This window comes from Streptomyces sp. NPDC043738, from assembly GCF_056436545.1.
In genome coordinates this window covers 1-16,486 of the sequence record NZ_JBWKCJ010000025.1, presented here as the reverse complement: position 1 = coordinate 16,486, position 16,486 = coordinate 1, and the positions used below count along the sequence as shown (strand labels likewise).

12 protein-coding genes are annotated in these 16,486 nt (G+C 72.9%); 5 read left to right on the top strand and 7 right to left on the bottom strand.

What is annotated here, in order from left to right; genetic code table 11:
- The first annotated feature begins 137 nt into the window (after window positions 1–137).
- Window positions 138–755, top strand: coding sequence for a TetR/AcrR family transcriptional regulator (locus AC0680_RS27730; RefSeq protein WP_478633802.1), 618 nt, complete (start codon window positions 138–140; stop codon window positions 753–755).
- 146 nt (window positions 756–901) lie between these two features.
- Window positions 902–1,513 carry a GTP-binding protein gene (locus AC0680_RS27725; protein WP_478633799.1) on the top strand — a complete coding sequence of 204 codons (612 nt, stop codon included), beginning with the start codon at window positions 902–904 and terminating at the stop codon, window positions 1,511–1,513.
- Between the two features lie 59 nt (window positions 1,514–1,572).
- On the opposite strand, the gene glpK is transcribed toward AC0680_RS27725, so the two are convergent.
- From glpK to AC0680_RS27710, 3 genes are all read right to left on the bottom strand, one after another.
- On the bottom strand, window positions 1,573–3,111 hold the full coding sequence (gene glpK, locus AC0680_RS27720; protein ID WP_478633796.1) for a glycerol kinase GlpK: 1,539 nt from the start codon (window positions 3,109–3,111) through the stop codon (window positions 1,573–1,575).
- Window positions 3,112–3,163: 52 nt separating this feature from the next.
- Entirely contained in the window at window positions 3,164–3,931 is a 768-nt protein-coding gene (locus AC0680_RS27715) for an MIP/aquaporin family protein (RefSeq protein WP_478633793.1), read from the bottom strand.
- A 118-nt stretch (window positions 3,932–4,049) separates the two neighbouring features.
- Window positions 4,050–5,810, bottom strand: coding sequence for a bifunctional diguanylate cyclase/phosphodiesterase (locus tag AC0680_RS27710; protein WP_478633791.1), 1,761 nt, complete (start codon window positions 5,808–5,810; stop codon window positions 4,050–4,052).
- A 251-nt stretch (window positions 5,811–6,061) separates the two neighbouring features.
- On the opposite strand from AC0680_RS27710, the gene AC0680_RS27705 reads away from it, so the two are divergent.
- A complete protein-coding gene (locus AC0680_RS27705) occupies window positions 6,062–6,979 on the top strand; it encodes an NUDIX hydrolase (RefSeq protein ID WP_478633788.1) in 918 nt (305 codons plus the stop codon).
- A gap of 43 nt (window positions 6,980–7,022) precedes the next feature.
- Here AC0680_RS27705 and AC0680_RS27700 read toward each other — a convergent pair whose 3' ends face one another.
- Window positions 7,023–7,826, bottom strand: coding sequence for a M15 family metallopeptidase (locus tag AC0680_RS27700; RefSeq protein ID WP_478633785.1), 804 nt, complete (start codon window positions 7,824–7,826; stop codon window positions 7,023–7,025).
- Window positions 7,827–7,916: 90 nt separating this feature from the next.
- Window positions 7,917–10,313, bottom strand: coding sequence for a glycoside hydrolase family 31 protein (locus tag AC0680_RS27695; protein ID WP_478633783.1), 2,397 nt, complete (start codon window positions 10,311–10,313; stop codon window positions 7,917–7,919).
- A gap of 331 nt (window positions 10,314–10,644) precedes the next feature.
- On the opposite strand from AC0680_RS27695, the gene AC0680_RS27690 reads away from it, so the two are divergent.
- Window positions 10,645–12,678, top strand: a complete 2,034-nt coding sequence (locus AC0680_RS27690) for an acetoacetate--CoA ligase (protein ID WP_478633781.1) — start codon at window positions 10,645–10,647, stop codon at window positions 12,676–12,678.
- Window positions 12,679–12,832: 154 nt separating this feature from the next.
- On the top strand, window positions 12,833–13,777 hold the full coding sequence (locus AC0680_RS27685) for a hypothetical protein (RefSeq protein WP_478633779.1): 945 nt from the start codon (window positions 12,833–12,835) through the stop codon (window positions 13,775–13,777).
- Window positions 13,778–13,863: 86 nt separating this feature from the next.
- Here the strand turns inward: AC0680_RS27685 and ptsP are convergent, their stop codons facing one another.
- Both ptsP and AC0680_RS27675 read right to left on the bottom strand, forming a co-directional pair.
- On the bottom strand, window positions 13,864–15,534 hold the full coding sequence (gene ptsP / locus AC0680_RS27680; RefSeq protein WP_478633777.1) for a phosphoenolpyruvate--protein phosphotransferase: 1,671 nt from the start codon (window positions 15,532–15,534) through the stop codon (window positions 13,864–13,866).
- A 76-nt stretch (window positions 15,535–15,610) separates the two neighbouring features.
- Window positions 15,611–16,060 (bottom strand): PTS sugar transporter subunit IIA, encoded by a 450-nt coding sequence (locus tag AC0680_RS27675; protein ID WP_478633774.1) that lies wholly within the window; start codon window positions 16,058–16,060, stop codon window positions 15,611–15,613.
- Window positions 16,061–16,486 lie beyond the last annotated feature (426 nt).

Below are 16,486 nucleotides of genomic sequence, written 5' to 3'. Positions count from 1 at the left end.
CGCCATTTTTCACAAGAGAGTTCCCCCCACCTTTCCCCCCCCCCCCTCTCCCCCCCCTCGCACCCCTCCCCTCCCCTCCGCGGTGTGGTTCCGTCCCCCCCCCCCCCCCCCCCCCCCCACCGCCGTAAACTGCGGGCATGCCCGGCAAGCGAACCACCCGACTCACCCCCGACCAGCGCCGCGCGCAGCTGGTCGGCATCGGGCTGGAGATGCTCGCCGACCGCTCCCTGGACGAGCTGTCCACCGACGAAGTCGCCCGGCGGGCCGGTATCTCGCGCGGACTGCTCTTCCACTACTTCGACTCCAAGCGCGACTTCTACCGCGCCGTGGTCCGCGCCGAGTGCGACCGCTTCACCGTCGCGACCGAACCGGACGGCTCGCTGGAGCCGGTCGCCTGGATGCGGGAGTTCATCGCCGGCTTCGTGGCCTACGTCCTGGAGCACCGGCAGGCGTACCTCGCGCTGGTACGGGGCCCCGCGGGCAGCCACCCCGCGGTGGCCGACATCATCGGCGAGACCCGCGAGACGATCGCCCGCCGGCTGCGCGACGGGCAGCGGCGGCTCGGCATGCCCGACGCCCCGCGCCTGGAGCTGGCCTCCCGCGCCTGGATGGCGTTCGCCGAGGAGGCGGTCACCACCTGGCCGGAGTCGGACGACGCCGCCCGCGACGAGCTCTGCGCCTTCATCGAAGCCAGCTTCGTGAGCCTGCTGGGACTGCTCGACCGGCCCGAGGCGCTCGGGGCCCGCAGGCCCTGACCGGCTGTGGCCCAAGCGTGATGCATCTCAAGTGGGCGCCGCCCGGCGTACGTTGTACCGTTCCCTTGCAGCCGCTGCCCTGTGCGCCGACGCGCGGGAACAGACGAGCTCCGCCCGCACTCCCGGCAATTCAGGAGAAGAATCCCATGGTCTTCGGGCGTTTTGACCATCGCCGACGGACCGCCCCCGTCGATCCCCTGACGCTCAAGATCCTGGTCGCGGGCGGCTTCGGGGTCGGCAAGACCACCCTGGTCGGCGCCGTCAGCGAGATCAAACCGCTGCGCACGGAGGAGCGGCTGACCGAGGCGGGCCGGCCGGTGGACGACCTCGACGGGGTGGAGACCAAGACCACCACCACCGTCGCGATGGACTTCGGACGGATCACCCTCAACGACGAGCTGGTGCTCTACCTCTTCGGCACTCCCGGCCAGGACCGCTTCTGGTTCCTGTGGGACGAGCTGGCGCTCGGCGCGCTCGGCGCGGTGGTGCTCGCCGACACCCGCCGGCTCGCGGACAGCTTCTCCGCCATCGACTACTTCGAGCGGCGCGGCCTGCCGTTCACGGTCGCCGTCAACTGCTTCGAGGGCGCCGACCGGTATCCGCCGGAGGCGGTACGCGAGGCCCTGGACCTGAACCCCGAGGTGCCGGTGATGCTGTGCGACGCCCGCCGCCGGGAGTCCGTCCGGGACGTGCTGATCTCCGTCGTCCAGCACGCGCTGCGCGCGGACGCCCGTCGGCGGGAGCCCGCGCTTCCCTGATCGGGCGCCGAAGCACGGCCCGCCCCCCGCCGTCCGGGGCACGGGCCGCACGCCTCGCGCTACGACGCCGCCGGGCCGTCCTCGGGCAGCCAGCCCAAGCTCCGCTCCACGGCCTTGCGCCAGTTGGCGAACTCGCCCTCGCGGGTCCGGTCGTCCATCCGCGGCTCCCACTGCCGGTCGCGCTTCCAGTGGCCGCGCAGCTCGTCGAGGTCCTGCCAGACGCCGGTCGCCAGCCCGGCCGCGTACGCCGCGCCCAGACAGGTCGTCTCCGAGATCACCGGGCGGATCACCGGCACCCCGAGCACGTCCGCCTGATGCTGCATCAGCAGGTTGTTGGCGGTCATCCCGCCGTCGACCTTGAGCCGGGTGATCCGTACGCCGGAGTCCTGGAACATGGCGTCCACGACCTCGCGGGTCTGCCAGCTGGTCGCCTCCAGTACGGCGCGGGCCAGATGCGCCTTGGTGACGAACCCGGTCAGGCCGGTGATCACCCCGCGCGCGTCGGAACGCCAGTACGGTGCGAACAGGCCGGAGAACGCCGGCACCACATACGCCCCGCCGTTGTCCGGGACGCTCGCCGCCAGCGGCTCGATCTCCTCGGCCGACGCGATGATCCCGAGCTGGTCGCGGAACCACTGCACCAGCGCGCCCGTAATGGCGATGGAGCCCTCCAGGCAGTAGACGGGCGCCTCGCCGCCGAGCTGGTAGCCCATGGTCGTCAGCAGCCCGCTCTTGGACGGAACGGGGCGGTTACCGGTGTTGAGCAGCAGGAACGAGCCGGTGCCGTAGGTGTTCTTGGCCTCGCCGACGCCGTAGCAGGTCTGGCCGAACACCGCGGCCTGCTGGTCGCCCAGCGCGGATGCCACCGGCACCCCGTGCAGCTGCCCCACCGCCGTGCCGTACACCTCCGCCGACGGCCGGATCTCCGGCAGCATCGCGGCCGGCACGTTCATCGCCGACAGGATCGCCGGGTCCCACTGCAGGGTGCCCAGGTTCATCAGCATCGTGCGGCCCGCGTTGGTCACGTCGGTGACGTGCACGCCGCCGTCGGTGCCGCCGGTCAGATTCCAGATCAGCCAGGAGTCGATGGTGCCGAACGCGATCTCGCCGCGTTCGGCGCGCGCCCGCAGCCCCGGCACCTCGTCCAGCAGCCAGGCCGCCTTCGGCCCGGAGAAGTAGCTGGCCAGCGGCAGACCGGTGGCGTCCCGGAAGCGGTCCTGGCCGTCCCGGCCGCCGAGCTGCGCGCACAGCTGGGAGGTACGGGTGTCCTGCCAGACGATCGCATGGTGCACCGGTCTGCCGGTGGCCCGGTCCCAAAGGACCGTGGTCTCCCGCTGGTTGGTGATGCCCAGGGCGCTGAGCTGGTCGGCGCGCAGCCCCGCCCTGGCGAGCGCGCCCGCCACCACGGCCTGCACCTTCGCCCAGATCTCGGTCGCGTCATGCTCCACCCAGCCGGGCCTGGGGAAGATCTGCCGGTGCTCGCGCTGATCGACGGCGACGATCGCCCCGTCGTGGTCGAAGATGATGCAGCGGCTCGACGTGGTGCCCTGATCGATCGCGGCCACGTACTTCTCGGTCTTGCCGGTTCGCTCGGTCATACCGTCACGCCTCCTGACGTCCTGGCTCGAAGTGGGTGCGGGGCCTTCCGGGTCAGAACACGCAGTTGTGGACCAGACCGGCCAGCACCGCACCGATCAGTGGTCCGGCCACCGGGATCCAGGCGTAACTCCAGTCCGAGGAGCCCTTGTTGGGGATCGGCAGCAGGGCGTGCACCAGGCGCGGGGCGAGGTCGCGGGCCGGGTTGATGGCATAGCCGGTGGGCCCGCCGAGCGACAGTCCGATGCCGACCACCAGCAGCGCCACCAGCAGCACATTGATCCCCGAGCCGTAGACCCCCGCCTGCGCGCCGGGCACCTGGCCGATGCCGATGCCCTTGTTCTGGCCGAAGAACAGCAGGGGCAGCACCAGGCCGATGGTGGCGATGACCTCGGTGACGAGGTTGGCGGCGGGCTTGCGGACCTCCGGTGCGGTGGCGAAGACCCCCAGCGTCGGCTGGGCCTTGTCCTGCTCGGCGTTGGCGGCGAACTGCGCGTAGTACAGCGCCCAGGCCAGTACGGCGCCGATCCCCGCGCCGAGCATCTGGGCCAGGACGTACAGCGGCACCTTGGACCACTCGGTGCCGCCCGCGACCGCCGAGCCGACCGTCACCGCGGGGTTGAGGTGCCCGCCGGACAGCGGCGCCGCGGTGTACGCCCCGGCGAGTACGCCCATGCCCCAGCCGAACGCGATCACGACCCAGCCGGCGGCCCTGGCCTTGGAGTGGTGCAGGGTGACGGCGGCGCACACGCCGGCGCCGAAGAGGATGAGCATCGCGGTGCCGATCACTTCACCGGCGAGGATGTCCCCGTTGGAATACATGGCGGCTCCTTGGCTCTCGCCCCGGGGACGGCCCCCGGTCCTCCGTAGGGTGCGTCCGGAAGTGTTCACCCGAGGTGATGGGCCGTCAAGGTCGCGCACAACAAAGGATGTTGAGGCGTCAACCGCTCCTCGGGCCGCTCCGCGTGCCGCCCTGGCCGGGGGTCCGTACCCCGTTCTGGCCGGGCGTGGCGGGGCATGCGGGCCCGGCCGGACCGGGCATCCGGACCGGTGACCCGCGCCGGATCTCGGTACGCTGCGAGCCCGGCCGGCCCAGCACCCAGCTCGCCCCCGGCAGCGCCTTCGCCGCCTTCTTCAGCGGCGCCAGCGCGGCCGCGGCCGCGTGGTGCCCGCCGACGCTGCCGGGCGGGCACACCGCGGTCGCCAGCGACAGCGTGACCGGCCGCCCGCCCGCCGACCAGGCCACGTCCAGCAGCGCCGCGGCGAACGGCTCCAGACCTTCCGGCTCGGTCAGCACCAGGAAGTCGTCGCCGCCGATGTGGCCGACCCGGCAGGCCGTCTCGCCCGCCGCGACCCCGGCGAGCGTCCGCCCCACCGCACGGATCAGCTCGTCGCCGGCCGCGAACCCGGCGCCGTCGTTGACCTGCTTGAAACCGTCCACATCCAGCCAGCTCAGCGCGAAGGCCCGCCCCTCGGCGATCCGCCGGTCCACCTCGCCGTTGACCTCGTCCGAACCGGGCAGCCGGGTCAGCGGGTTGAGCCGGGCCGCCTCCTCCACCCGGCTCTCGGCCAGCGCCCGCACGATGTCGGCGAGGTGCACCACCCCCATGCACCGGCCGCGTTCGTCCACCACCGCCACATCGTCCCCCGTACGGTCGCGGTCGCCCTCGGCGATCACGTCCAGCACCTGCCAGGCGGTGGCGTCCGCCCCGACCGTCCGCGGCCGGTCCGCGAGCCGCAGCGCCGGCCGGTCGGCGTACAGCGCGTGCCCGTAGCGCCCGGACAGCGACAGCAGGAACCGGTCCCGGTCGATCGCCCGGACCGGCACCCCGTCGGTGTCCACCAGCAGCACCCCCGACACCTCGGGAAAGCCGGTGAGATGGCTGCGCACCGCGCCCGCCGACGCGGACATCGGCAGCAGCGCGGCGGGCTGCAGGAACTGCGCGACCGGCGGCCCGGACGGCGGACGGTAGGGCACCGCCGGCCCGCTCACCGCCCGCGTGGCCGGCGGCGGCAGGTAGACCTCGGTGGCCGGCCGCCGTGCGGGCGGCGCGAACAAGTGGCCCTGCGCCAGCTGCACCCCGGCGTCCCGTACCGCCGCGTACTGCCGCTCGCTCTCCACCCCCTCGATGGCCAGCAGTCCGCCGATCCGCTCGCACAGCTGCCGCATCGCGGCCACCGCGGCCTGCCGCCCCCGGTCGGTGTCCAGCCGCTCGCACAGCGACGCATCGAGCTTGACGAGGTCCGGTGCGAGCTCGCCGAGCAGCCGCAGCGGCAGATCGCCGTCCCCGACCCCGTCCGCGCAGATCCGGTAGCCCTCGTCGCGCAGTACCGCCACCGACTCCAGCAGCGCGGCGCGCGGGACATGGGTGAACGGCCCGACGAGATCGAGGGTGATCTCCCACGGCCGCCGGCCGATGTCGTGCACGGCCTTGCCCAGCGCCGTCAGCCGGGGCAGCTCGGCGACGGTCGTCGCGAACACGTTGACGTGCAGCGGCAGCAGCGTCTCCTGGTGTGCCGCCGTCCGTACGGCGAGCGCCGCGAGTTCGGCGTCCAGGTCGGGGCAGCGCCGTGCGGTGGCCAGAACGTCGATCTCGCCGGGCTCGGGGCGGGCGAGTATCTCCAGCGCGGCGACCGAACCGGTCGAGAGGTTCACGACGGGCTGGAAGGCGAATCGAAGCTGGTCCGTCCAGGCAGGCACGAGGAGCAGCATGCCCCGGCCCCACCCTCAACAGGGTGTGATTAACGCACTGTTCACGCACCCTTCCGGAGCGTGCGGGCGGCTGCCGCGCGATGCACACAGGACGTTCGAGGGTGCGGCACACGTCGAGCCCGGGACCCTGACGGACCATCGGTTTCCTGTCGGTGTGGACGCCGTGCACACCCGCTGCTAAGTTGTTCTCGTTCCGAGAAAGACTCAGAGTGAGAATGAGCCACGAGGGGAGTGCGGTCGTGGAAACCGATCCGCAGGGCGGCAGGAACAGCGGCGCCGACGACGGCGAGCGCGCCTTCCTCACGGCCTACGACCCGCGTGACTTCCCGGCCATCGCCGTGACCGTCGACATCGTCGCGCTGACCCTGCGCGCGGGCGCCCTGCACGTCCTGCTCGTCGAGCGCGGCGGCCGGCCCTTCCAGGGCGCCTGGGCGCTGCCGGGCGGCTTCGTCCGCGCCGGCCGGGAGTCACTCGACGAGGCCGCCGCCCGCGAACTGGCCGAGGAGACCGGGCTGGACGCCACCCAGCTGGAGCGCGTCCACCTCGAACAGCTCGGCTCGTACGGCGACCCCGGCCGGGACCCGCGGATGCCCGTGGTCACCGTCGCCTACCTCGCCTTCGCACCCGACCTCCCCGAGGCGCGCGGCGGCGGCGACGCCACGGCCGCCGCCTGGGTCCCGGTCGGCGCACTGGCGCTCGGCGAACCGGACGCGGCCCGCCCGCGTCCCCCACATCAGGGTCCGGGGCGCGGGATCGACGGGGGTGATTCCGCGCCCCGGACCCCGGCCGACCGGGCACCCGCCCCAGATGTCGCCGAGGCGTCGCTCCCGCTCGCCTTCGACCACGCCCGCATCGTCGCCGACGGCCTCGACCGGGCCCGTGCCAAGATCGAGTACACCCCGCTGGCCACGGCCTTCCTCGGCACCGAGTTCACCATCGTCGAACTCCGCGGCGTCTACGAATCCATCTGGGGCAGCCCACTGCACGCCGGCAACTTCCACCGCAAGGTGCTCTCCGTCCCCGGCTTCGTCGAAGCCACCGGGGCGACCGCGTCGCGTGGCGGAGCCCGCGGCGGACCGCGCGCCCGCCTCTACCGGGCGGGCGACGCCCGGCTGCTGCACCCGGCGCTGCTGCGTCCTGAGGAGAGCGCGCGATGACCGCCGGCGGTGGCGCCGGCGAGGTCACCGGACGGGCGAGCCGTCACTGGACGGGGAAGTCGAAGTAGGTGTCCGGAAAGGGCTCGGGCTTGAAGGTGTAGTGCCACCACTCCTCCGGCAGGTTCACGAACCCGGCCCGTTCCAGCCCCTTCTTGAGCAGCAGGCGATGGGCCAGCTGGCGCCCGCGGACGCGCGGGTCGAGGGTGTGCGCGAGCGTGTCGAAGCAGTCGAAGCCGGTGCCCATGTCGAGCGAGTTGTCCGGGAAGCGCCCGGCCCTCGGCCCGTAACAGGGCGTCAGCGGCTCACCCGGCACATACGGACGGGTGGGCACGGCCGGCAGCCGCACCAGCGTCACATCGAGCGTACTTCCCCTGCTGTGACCCGACTTGGCCGCGATATAGCCGTCGTCGAACAGCCTGGTCTTGTCCACCCGCGGATAGAACTCCGCCTTCATCCGCTGGTCACCCAGGTCCCTGGCCCACCGGACGAAGTGGTCCACGGCGCGCTGCGGCCGATAGCAGTCGTACACCTTCAGCGAGAGCCCCCGCTTGAGGAAGGAGAGCTGCGCGCGGTGCAGCGCCCGCGCGGCGTCCCGGGTCAGCAGGCACGTCGGCCGCCGGTAGCCGTCCACCGGAAGGCCCACGAAGTTGTGCGGGGTGACGTAGCGCATCTCCTGAATGATCGTGGGGTCCACCTCGCGCAGCGCGACGAACCCCTTGGGCAACGCGGACGGGGGCGCCGCCCGATGGGCGGACCCCGCCGCCGCACCGGACGGCAGTGTGGCGACGGTCATCAGGGCGGCGGCGGCAACGGCCAGGCCGCGCAGCGCGGCAGCGAGTCTCGGCATGGCCCCTCGTCTACCAGGCGCGGCGCGTGCGGGGGAAGAGCACCACCGGACGCGACCGTGCGGGGGAAGAGCCCACCGGGCGCAACCGCGCTACGTACCCACCAGCCCCCGCACCCGCACCGGATACCCCACCGCGCCGCCGTCCCGCCGCTCCACGACCACCCGTTCGCCCTCCCACCGCGAGGTGAATCGCTCCACCGTCGGCCGCTGCCAGCCGTCCCCGGCGTCCGGCACCACCAGACCACTGCCGCCGCGCCCGGCCGCCGGTGCCCACACCTCCAGCTCCGTCCCGCCGTCCTCGCCCACCACCGGCAGCACCGCACCGGCCCGCGCCAGCACCGGAATCCGCGACAGCGGCGCGTCCACCCACACCTGCCCGGGACCGTCGTGGGCCCGCCCGGTCGCGGTGTCGTACCACCGCCCGCGCGGCAGCCGCACCGGCCGCCGGGTCACACCCGCCGCCAGTGCCGGCGCCACCAGCAGCGCGTCGCCCAGCAGAAAGGCGTCCTCGCAGTCCCGCAGCGCCCGGTCCCGCGGCGCGCTCCACCACACCGGGCGGACGTACGGCGCCCCCGTCAGCCGCGCCAACTGGCCCAGCGTCTCGAAGTACGGCAGCAGCCGCTGCCGCTCGCGCAGCGCCGTACGGGCGTGCTCCAGCACCTCCGGCCCGAACTCCCACGGCTCCCGCCGTCCCGCCCAGATCGCCGAGTGCGTACGGAACAGCGGCAGATACGCGCCCAGTTGGAACCAGCGCAGATACAGCTCCCGGGAGGGCGCCTCGGAGAACCCGCCGACATCGGGGCCGCTGTACGGCACCCCGCACAGCCCCAGCCCCAGCACCAGCGACAACGAGGCCCGCAGCCCCGGCCAGCCCGTCGCCACGTCCCCCGACCAGGTGCCCCCGTAGCGCTGCATCCCCGCCCAGCCAGAACGGGAGAAGAGGAACGGCCGCTCGGCCGGGCGCAGTTCGCACAGCCCCTCGAAGCCGGCCTGCGCCATCGCCAGACCGTAGACGTTGTGCGCCTCGCGGTGGTCGCCGCCCCGCCCCTCCAGCACATGCCGGGCCGAGCGCGGCAGCGTCTGCTCCCCGAAGGCCGCGAAGGAGACCGGCTCGTTCATGTCGTGCCAGAAGCCGGCGAAGCCCTGCGCCAGCCGCTCCGCGTACTGCGCACCCCACCACTTGCGCACCCGCGCGTCGGTGAAGTCCGGGTACACCGATTCGCCGGGCCACACCACCCCGCGCACCTCCCGCCCCCGCGCGTCCCGTACGAAGGCGTCGGACGCCGCCCCGCCCTCGTACACCGCGTCGCCCGGCTGCGCCTTCACCGCCGGATCCACGATCGACACCAGGCGCACCCCCTGCGCCCGCAACTCCCGGGCCAGGCCCGGCAGATCCGGATAGCGTGCGCGATCGACGGTGAACACCCGGTGCCGGTCGAAATGGTCGATGTCCAAATGGACGGCGGACAGCGGCAGTTCGCGCTCCTGATAGCCGTCCACCACCCGGCGCACCTCGTCCTGGCCGCCGAAGCCCCAACGGGCGTGCTGGTGGCCCAGCGCCCACTGGGGCGGCAGTGCGGGCGCCCCGGTCAGCGCCGTCCAGACCTGCAGCACCCTGGCCGGGGTGCCGGCCAGCACCCAGTAGCGCAGCGGCCCGCCGTCCATCCGCACCTCGCAGCTGCCCGGACGGTCGTGCCCCGAGCCCGCGCCCTCCGCGCCCTCCCGGAGCAGCACCCGGCCGTCCCAGGAGTTGTCGTGGAAGACCAGATGGGTACCCGCGTCCGCCACCACCAGCTGCACCGGCATCGTCACCGACAGCGGATCGTCGCCGGGCTCGAACGCACCGCCCGGATCGGTGTTCCACAGCCGGTACGCGCCGTCCCGCAGCCGCGGCCCGTGCGCCCGGCCGCCCAGACCGAAGAACCGGGCGTCGGCCGCCACCTCCGAGCGCTGTATCCACCGCGACGCGCCGCACGCCTCCGCACGTCCGCCCGCCCCGGATGCGCCCTCCACGTCCGTACGGTCCCACCAGCGCGGCGGCAGCTCCCGCCGCAGCACCGCTCCGCCCGGTGTGCGCACCTCCACCGCGCCGTGCCGGGACACCGCCACCAGCACCCGCTCGGAGACCACCCGCCAGCCGCCCTCCGTATCGGGCTCCAACACCGCCCGGGCGTCCACCTCGGGACACGCCCCGGCCAGCGCGTAGGAGGGCTCCGGCTCGGCACCGTCCCAGCCGCAGAAGACGGCACCACCCGACGCCACCCGCACCCGCAGCGACGACCGCGCGAAGCGGATCACCCCGCCGCCCGGCAGCGGCTCCGCGCCACACGCCGCCCCCGGTACCCGCGCCCGCTCCCCGCCGCCGCGCGGCAGCGCCCTCGCATCCGCCCTCCGCGCCCGCCATGCCGAGCGCACGGACCGCAGCCCCTGCGCCGGCCCGACCGCCCTGACCACCCGTACCGACCGCACCAGATCACGCCCGTCCATGCCGGTCAGCCTGCCATTGACGTCCGGGCATCAGGGCAGCGTTCAACTGCCGTTCACCTGCACGAGGTCACGCTCGGCCACCTTGAGGCCTGAGGAATGCCGCCCGGTGGCCGAATCCCGACGGCCCCCTTCCCGGCCCGGCCCGCACCACATGGCAACGCCACATCCGCCACACCCCGAATGTGGGGAGCCCACCCTGGTGCACAAGTCGATCACATGGCATCGTCCAGGCAAGCCGTGTCACGCGCACACGTCGGGCCGGGGGACCCCCGCCGCGGTGCGCGCCCGACGCATACGACGCACACCACGCGTACCGACCGGGAGCCGCATCATGACCACCGCACCGCAGTCCGACCACCGGCCGGAACCCCTCTGGCAGCCCGGCCCGGACCGTATCGCCGGCGCGCAGGTCACCCGCTTCCACACCTGGGCCGCCGAGCGGCACGGCGCGCCCGCCGCCACCCCCGGAGACCCCGCCGCCGGCTACGCCGCCCTGCACCGGTGGTCCGTCGACGCACTGCCCGCCTTCTGGCAGGCCACCGCCGAATGGTTCGACGTCCGCTTCGCCACCCCCTACGACACCGTCCTCGCCGACCCCGCGATGCCCGGCGCCCGCTGGTTCCCCGGCGCCACCCTCAACTACGCCGAGCACGCCCTGCGCGCCGGCGAGGACCCGGCGCGCGCCGACGACCCCGCGCTCCTGTACGTCGACGAGACCCACGAGCCCACCCCCGTCACCTGGGCGGAGCTGCGCGCCCAGGTCGGATCGCTGGCCGCCGCGCTCCGCCGCCTCGGCGTCCGCCCCGGAGACCGGGTCAGCGGCTACGTCCCCAACATCCCGCAGGCCGTCGTCGCCCTCCTGGCCACCGCCGCCGTCGGCGCCGTATGGACCTCCTGCGCCCCCGACTTCGGCGCCCGCAGCGTCCTGGACCGCTTCCAGCAGATCGAACCGGTCGTCCTGTTCACCGTCGACGGCTACCGCTACGGCGGCAAGGAGCACGACCGCCGCGACACCGTCGGCGAACTCCGCGCCGAACTGCCCACCCTGCGCGCCGTCGTCCACATCCCGCTGCTCGGCACCCCCGCTCCCGAAGGCGCCGTGAACTGGTCGGACCTGACCTCGCAGAACACCGAACCGGTCTTCGAACAGGTCCCGTTCGACCACCCGCTGTGGGTGCTGTACTCCTCCGGCACCACCGGACTGCCCAAGGCCATCGTCCAGTCCCAGGGCGGCATCCTGCTCGAACACCTCAAGCAGACCGGGCTGCACTGCGACCTCGGCCCGGGCGACCGGTTCTTCTGGTACACCTCCACCGGCTGGATGATGTGGAACTTCCTCGTCGCCGGCCTGCTGGTGGGCTCCACCATCGTGCTCTACGACGGCAGCCCCGGCCACCCCGACATCACCGCCCAGTGGCAGGTCGCCGAAACCACCCGCGCCACCCTCTTCGGCACCTCCGCCGCCTACGTCATGGCCTGCCGCAAGGCCGGCATCCACCCCGCCCGCGACCTCGACCTCTCCGCCATCACCTGCGTGGCCACCACCGGCTCGCCGCTCCCGCCGGACGGCTTCCGCTGGCTGCACGACTCCTTCGCGGAGAGCGGCGCCGACCTGTGGATGGCCTCGGTCAGCGGCGGCACCGACGTCTGCAGCTGCTTCGCCGGCGCCGTCCCCACCCTCCCCGTCCACATCGGTGAGCTCCAGGCCCCCTGCCTCGGCACCGACCTGCAGGCCTGGGACCCCCAGGGCAAGCCCGTCATCGACGAGGTCGGCGAACTCGTCGTCACCAACCCCATGCCGTCCATGCCCACCCGCTTCTGGAACGACCCCGACGGCGCCCGCTACCACGACAGCTACTTCGACATGTACCCCGGTGTCTGGCGGCACGGCGACTGGATCACCGTCACCTCCCGCGGCAGCGTCGTCATCCACGGCCGCTCCGACTCCACCCTCAACCGCCAGGGCGTCCGGATGGGCTCCGCCGACATCTACGAAGTCGTCGAACGGCTCCCCGAGATCCGCGAATCCCTCGTCATCGGCCTGGAACTCCCCGACGGCGGCTACTGGATGCCGCTCTTCGTCCACCTCGCCCCCGGCGCCACCCTCGACGACGACCTGCGCGACCGTATCAAGCGCACCCTGCGCGAACAGCTCTCGCCGCGGCACGTCCCCGACGACATCATCGAAGCCCCCGGCGTGCCCCACACCCTCACCGGCAAGCGCATCGAGGTGCCCGTCAAACGCCTCCTGCAGGGCACCCCCCTCGACAAGGCCGTCAACCCCGGCTCCGTCGACGACATCGCACTCCTGAGCTTCTACGAGCGGGTGGCCCGCGACCGCGCGGCCCAGAGCCCCACGACGTAGGCAGCGGGCGCGGCCGGCGCCGGACCGACCGGGCACCCGCGGCCCGTCGGTCCGGCGCCGGCCGCGATTGTCAGACCCTCCGATTACTGTGAGTGACAAGTGACGTTCGGTCAGCGTCCCGCTCGCAACGGGCGCATCTCACCCAGGGGGAGTCATGACATCCGCATCCCGGCACACCAACCGGTCCGCCACCCACCGCACACTGCGCCGCGAAGTCCCCAGCACCGCCGCCGTCCTCGCCGACGAGCAGGACTTCACCGCCATGCGCCGCTACCGCACCTTCCCCTTCGACGACCACGGCAGCTACCTCCAGCAGATGGAGACCCTGCTGCGCACCCTCGCCGCCCAGGGCGTGCTCACCACCCTCAGCCTCTTCGACCCGGCCGCCTTCGAGAAGTACTGCGCGGAGCAGGACCTGGACCCCGACCGCCCCGACAGCCGCACCCGCTACACCGCCGAAGCCGCCCGCACCGGCGCCCGGGTGACGTACGAAGGCGAGCCGCTGAGGCAGCTGCTGCCGTTACTCGTCGAGGAGGCCGACCGCCTGGCGGCCTGGAACCACGCCGCCGCCCTCCTCGCCCGCGCAGGCAGCTGCGAGGGCTGCGGCGCCGACCTCGCCCACGCCGCCTTCGCCCGCGCCACCCAAGCCCTCCAGCAGCTGCTGACGTCCCTCGGCGGCGGCACCCACCACCTCGTCTGCTCCGTCGCCGCGGGCGAGCCGTCCCTCCTCGCGGTCCTGCGCGCCACCGACGGCACCGGCGACCGCCTCAGGCTCACCGAATCCGAGACCCTCGTCTTCTGCACCGTCCTCGCCACCGGCCTCGCCCTGCGCCTCCCCGGCGGCATCGTCTCGCGTACGACCGCCGACCCCACCGGACCCGCGGGCGCAGCCCACCCCGCCTCCACCGCCGGGCCCCTCCGCGACACGGTCCGCGGCTGGTCCCTGCGCGACTCCTGGCTCCGCCCGCTCACCGCTGCCGAGGTCTTCACCGCCTACTGCACCGACGCCGACAGCGGAGAACCGATCCCGCCCGAGCCCGGCGTCGACTACGCCCCCGGCCTGCCCCTCGACCCCCCGCCCGACGCCCACGACCACTGAGCCGCACGCACCGCGGCACACACGAAACGGCCGCCCCGCCACAAGGGCGGGACGGCCGTCAAGGCTCTACGACGTCTCCTGCGACATCACTCGCCGGAGAGCACCGCCTGCGCGGCCGCCCGGGCGTCCTCGGCGGTGTCCGCGGCCCGCGCCGCGGCCGCCGCACGCTCGCACTGCGCCAGCGTGTGCTTGGCCAGCGTCGCCCGCACATAGGGAATCGACGCCGCACCCATCGACAGGCTGGTGACACCGAGCCCCGTCAGCACACACGCCAGCAGCGGATCGGAGGCCGCCTCACCGCAGACACCACAGCTCTTGCCCTCGGCCTTCGCGGCCTCGGCCGAAGCCGCCACGAGGTCGAGCAGCGCCGGCTGCCAGGGATCCTGCAGGCGCGAGACCGCACCCACCTGACGGTCGGCGGCGAAGGTGTACTGCGCCAGGTCGTTGGTCCCCAGCGAAAGGAACTCCACCTCTTGCAGAATCGAGCGGGCCCGCAGCGCCGCGGACGGAATCTCCACCATCGCACCGAACTTCGCCCGCAGCCCGGCCTCCCGGCACGCGTCCGCGAACGCCTTGGCGTCGATCCGGTCCGCCACCATCGGGGCCATGACCTCGAGGTAGACCGGCAGCCCCTCGGCAGCCTTCGCCAGCGCCGTCAGCTGGGTACGCAGCACCTCGGGGTGGTCGAGCAGCGTACGCAGACCCCGCACACCCAGCGCCGGGTTCGGCTCGTCGGCCGGCGTCAGGAAGTCCAGCGGCTTGTCGGCACCGGCGTCCAGCACGCGTACGACCACGCGGCCCTCCGGGAACGCCTCCAGCACCTTCCGGTACGCCTCGACCTGCTTGGCCTCGGACGGCGCCTGCTTGCTGTCGTCCAGGAACAGGAACTCGGTACGGAAGAGCCCGACACCCTCGGCCCCGGCCTCCACGGCAGCGGCCACATCAACGGGCCCGCCGACGTTCGCCAGCAGCGGCACCTTGTGCCCGTCGGAGGTGGCCCCGGGACCGGACGAGGCGGCCAGCGCCGCCTTCCGCTCCGCGGCGGCCCGCTCCAGCTCCGCCCGCTTCTCGGCGCTCGGCTCCACGAAGATCTCTCCGGTGCTGCCGTCGACGGCGATCACCGTGCCCTCGACCAGCTCACCCGCGCCCGGCAGCGCCACGACGGCCGGCACACCCAGCGCCCGCGCCAGAATCGCGCTGTGACTGGTCGGCCCGCCCTCCTCGGTGACGAACCCGAGCACCAGCGTCGGGTCGAGCAGCGCGGTGTCGGCCGGCGCCAGATCCCGCGCGATCAGCACATACGGCTCGTCGCTGTCCGGCACCCCCGGCATCGGCACACCCAGCAGCCGGGCGACGATACGGTTGCGCACGTCGTCGAGGTCGGCGACCCGCCCCGCCAGGTACTCACCGGCACCCGCAAGCAGCGCCCGGTAGGCCGCGAAGGCGTCGTACACACCGCGCTCGGCGGTGCTGCCGACGGCGATCCGCCGCTCGACGTCCGCCATCAGCTCGGGGTCCTGCGCCATCAGCGCCTGGGCCTCCAGAACGGCCTGCGCCTCGCCGCCCGCCAGGTTTCCACGCGCTATCAGGTCGGCGGCGACAGCCTCCACGGCCTGACGGGCACGCCCCTGTTCGCGCTCCGCCTCATCCGCCGGAATCTGCTTGGCCGGCGGCTCGAGAACCGCCGTGCCCATGTGCCGCACCTCGCCTATGGCCACACCGTGGCTCACACCGACGCCTCGCAGCGTTGTCTCCATTGCACCCGTCTCCGGTTGATGCGACGGCCCGGCCGCCGCGGTGAATGTCGTCTCTGCCGTTGGGGACGGCGCCCGGCTACTGCCAGGAGAAGAGCTCGTCGCCCGCCTTGATGTCGCCGTCCTCGCGCACAGCGCCGAGCGAGTCGGCGGTGGCCTCGAGCGCGACGACCGGGCACACCGGCGACTTGCCGGCCTCTTCGACCGCGGCCGGGTTCCAGCGCACGATCTCCTGGCCGCGGGTGACGGTGTCGCCCTTGTTCACGAGCAGCTCGAAGCCCTCGCCATTGAGCTGAACGGTGTCGATACCGAGGTGAGTGAGCACGCCGTGCCCCTCACCGTCGACGACGACGAACGCATGCGGGTGCAGTGACACAAGGACACCGTCCACGGGCGAGACGGCGGCAGACGGTTCACGAACGGGGTCGATGGCGGTACCGGGACCCACCATCGCGCCGGAGAACACCGGGTCGGGCACAGCCGCGAGTCCGATGGCGCGTCCTGCGAGCGGGGACGTCACGGTGGTCATGGGAAGCCTCCCAGGGGTGGAGATTCATCAGGCCGCCGTCACTACCTGTCCTGGACGGCGCACCGTTCAGAAGCGTAAGTCATAGGAACTGACGGTTCCGCATGACAGGCGCCAGTTGCACACCACGCGTCCCGCTGAATCGATTTGCCTCGCCCACAGCAGAGCTGTACTGTCTGAGACCTGCCCCGGACAGCCAGGACGAAATCACTGCGTCCAGTTGAGGTGGGCGGCACTCCCAAGCGTCTTGATCGCGACTCAAGAATTGCGCTTCTGCGTGTCTGCAGAAAAGCAGCGGTTCGAAAGCCGGAAAAGGCCTGATAGAGTGTGAAACACCGAAGGGAAGCGCCCGGAGATCCTGGTGAAACAGGAACAAAGGAAGCGTCCGTTCCTTGAGAACTCAACAGCGTGCCAAAAGTCAACGCCAGA

Excerpts from the sequence above, each read along its gene's own strand:
- AC0680_RS27730 (WP_478633802.1), top strand. The coding sequence starts at position 138 with ATGCCCGGCAAGCGAACCACCCGACTCACCCCCGACCAGCGCCGCGCG.
- AC0680_RS27725 (WP_478633799.1), top strand. The coding sequence starts at position 902 with ATGGTCTTCGGGCGTTTTGACCATCGCCGACGGACCGCCCCCGTCGAT.
- glpK (WP_478633796.1), bottom strand. The coding sequence starts at position 3,111 with ATGACCGAGCGAACCGGCAAGACCGAGAAGTACGTGGCCGCGATCGAT.
- AC0680_RS27715 (WP_478633793.1), bottom strand. The coding sequence starts at position 3,931 with ATGTATTCCAACGGGGACATCCTCGCCGGTGAAGTGATCGGCACCGCG.
- AC0680_RS27700 (WP_478633785.1), bottom strand. The coding sequence starts at position 7,826 with ATGCCGAGACTCGCTGCCGCGCTGCGCGGCCTGGCCGTTGCCGCCGCC.
- AC0680_RS27695 (WP_478633783.1), bottom strand. The coding sequence starts at position 10,313 with ATGGACGGGCGTGATCTGGTGCGGTCGGTACGGGTGGTCAGGGCGGTC.
- AC0680_RS27690 (WP_478633781.1), top strand. The coding sequence starts at position 10,645 with ATGACCACCGCACCGCAGTCCGACCACCGGCCGGAACCCCTCTGGCAG.
- AC0680_RS27685 (WP_478633779.1), top strand. The coding sequence starts at position 12,833 with ATGACATCCGCATCCCGGCACACCAACCGGTCCGCCACCCACCGCACA.
- ptsP (WP_478633777.1), bottom strand. The coding sequence starts at position 15,534 with ATGGAGACAACGCTGCGAGGCGTCGGTGTGAGCCACGGTGTGGCCATA.
- AC0680_RS27675 (WP_478633774.1), bottom strand. The coding sequence starts at position 16,060 with ATGACCACCGTGACGTCCCCGCTCGCAGGACGCGCCATCGGACTCGCG.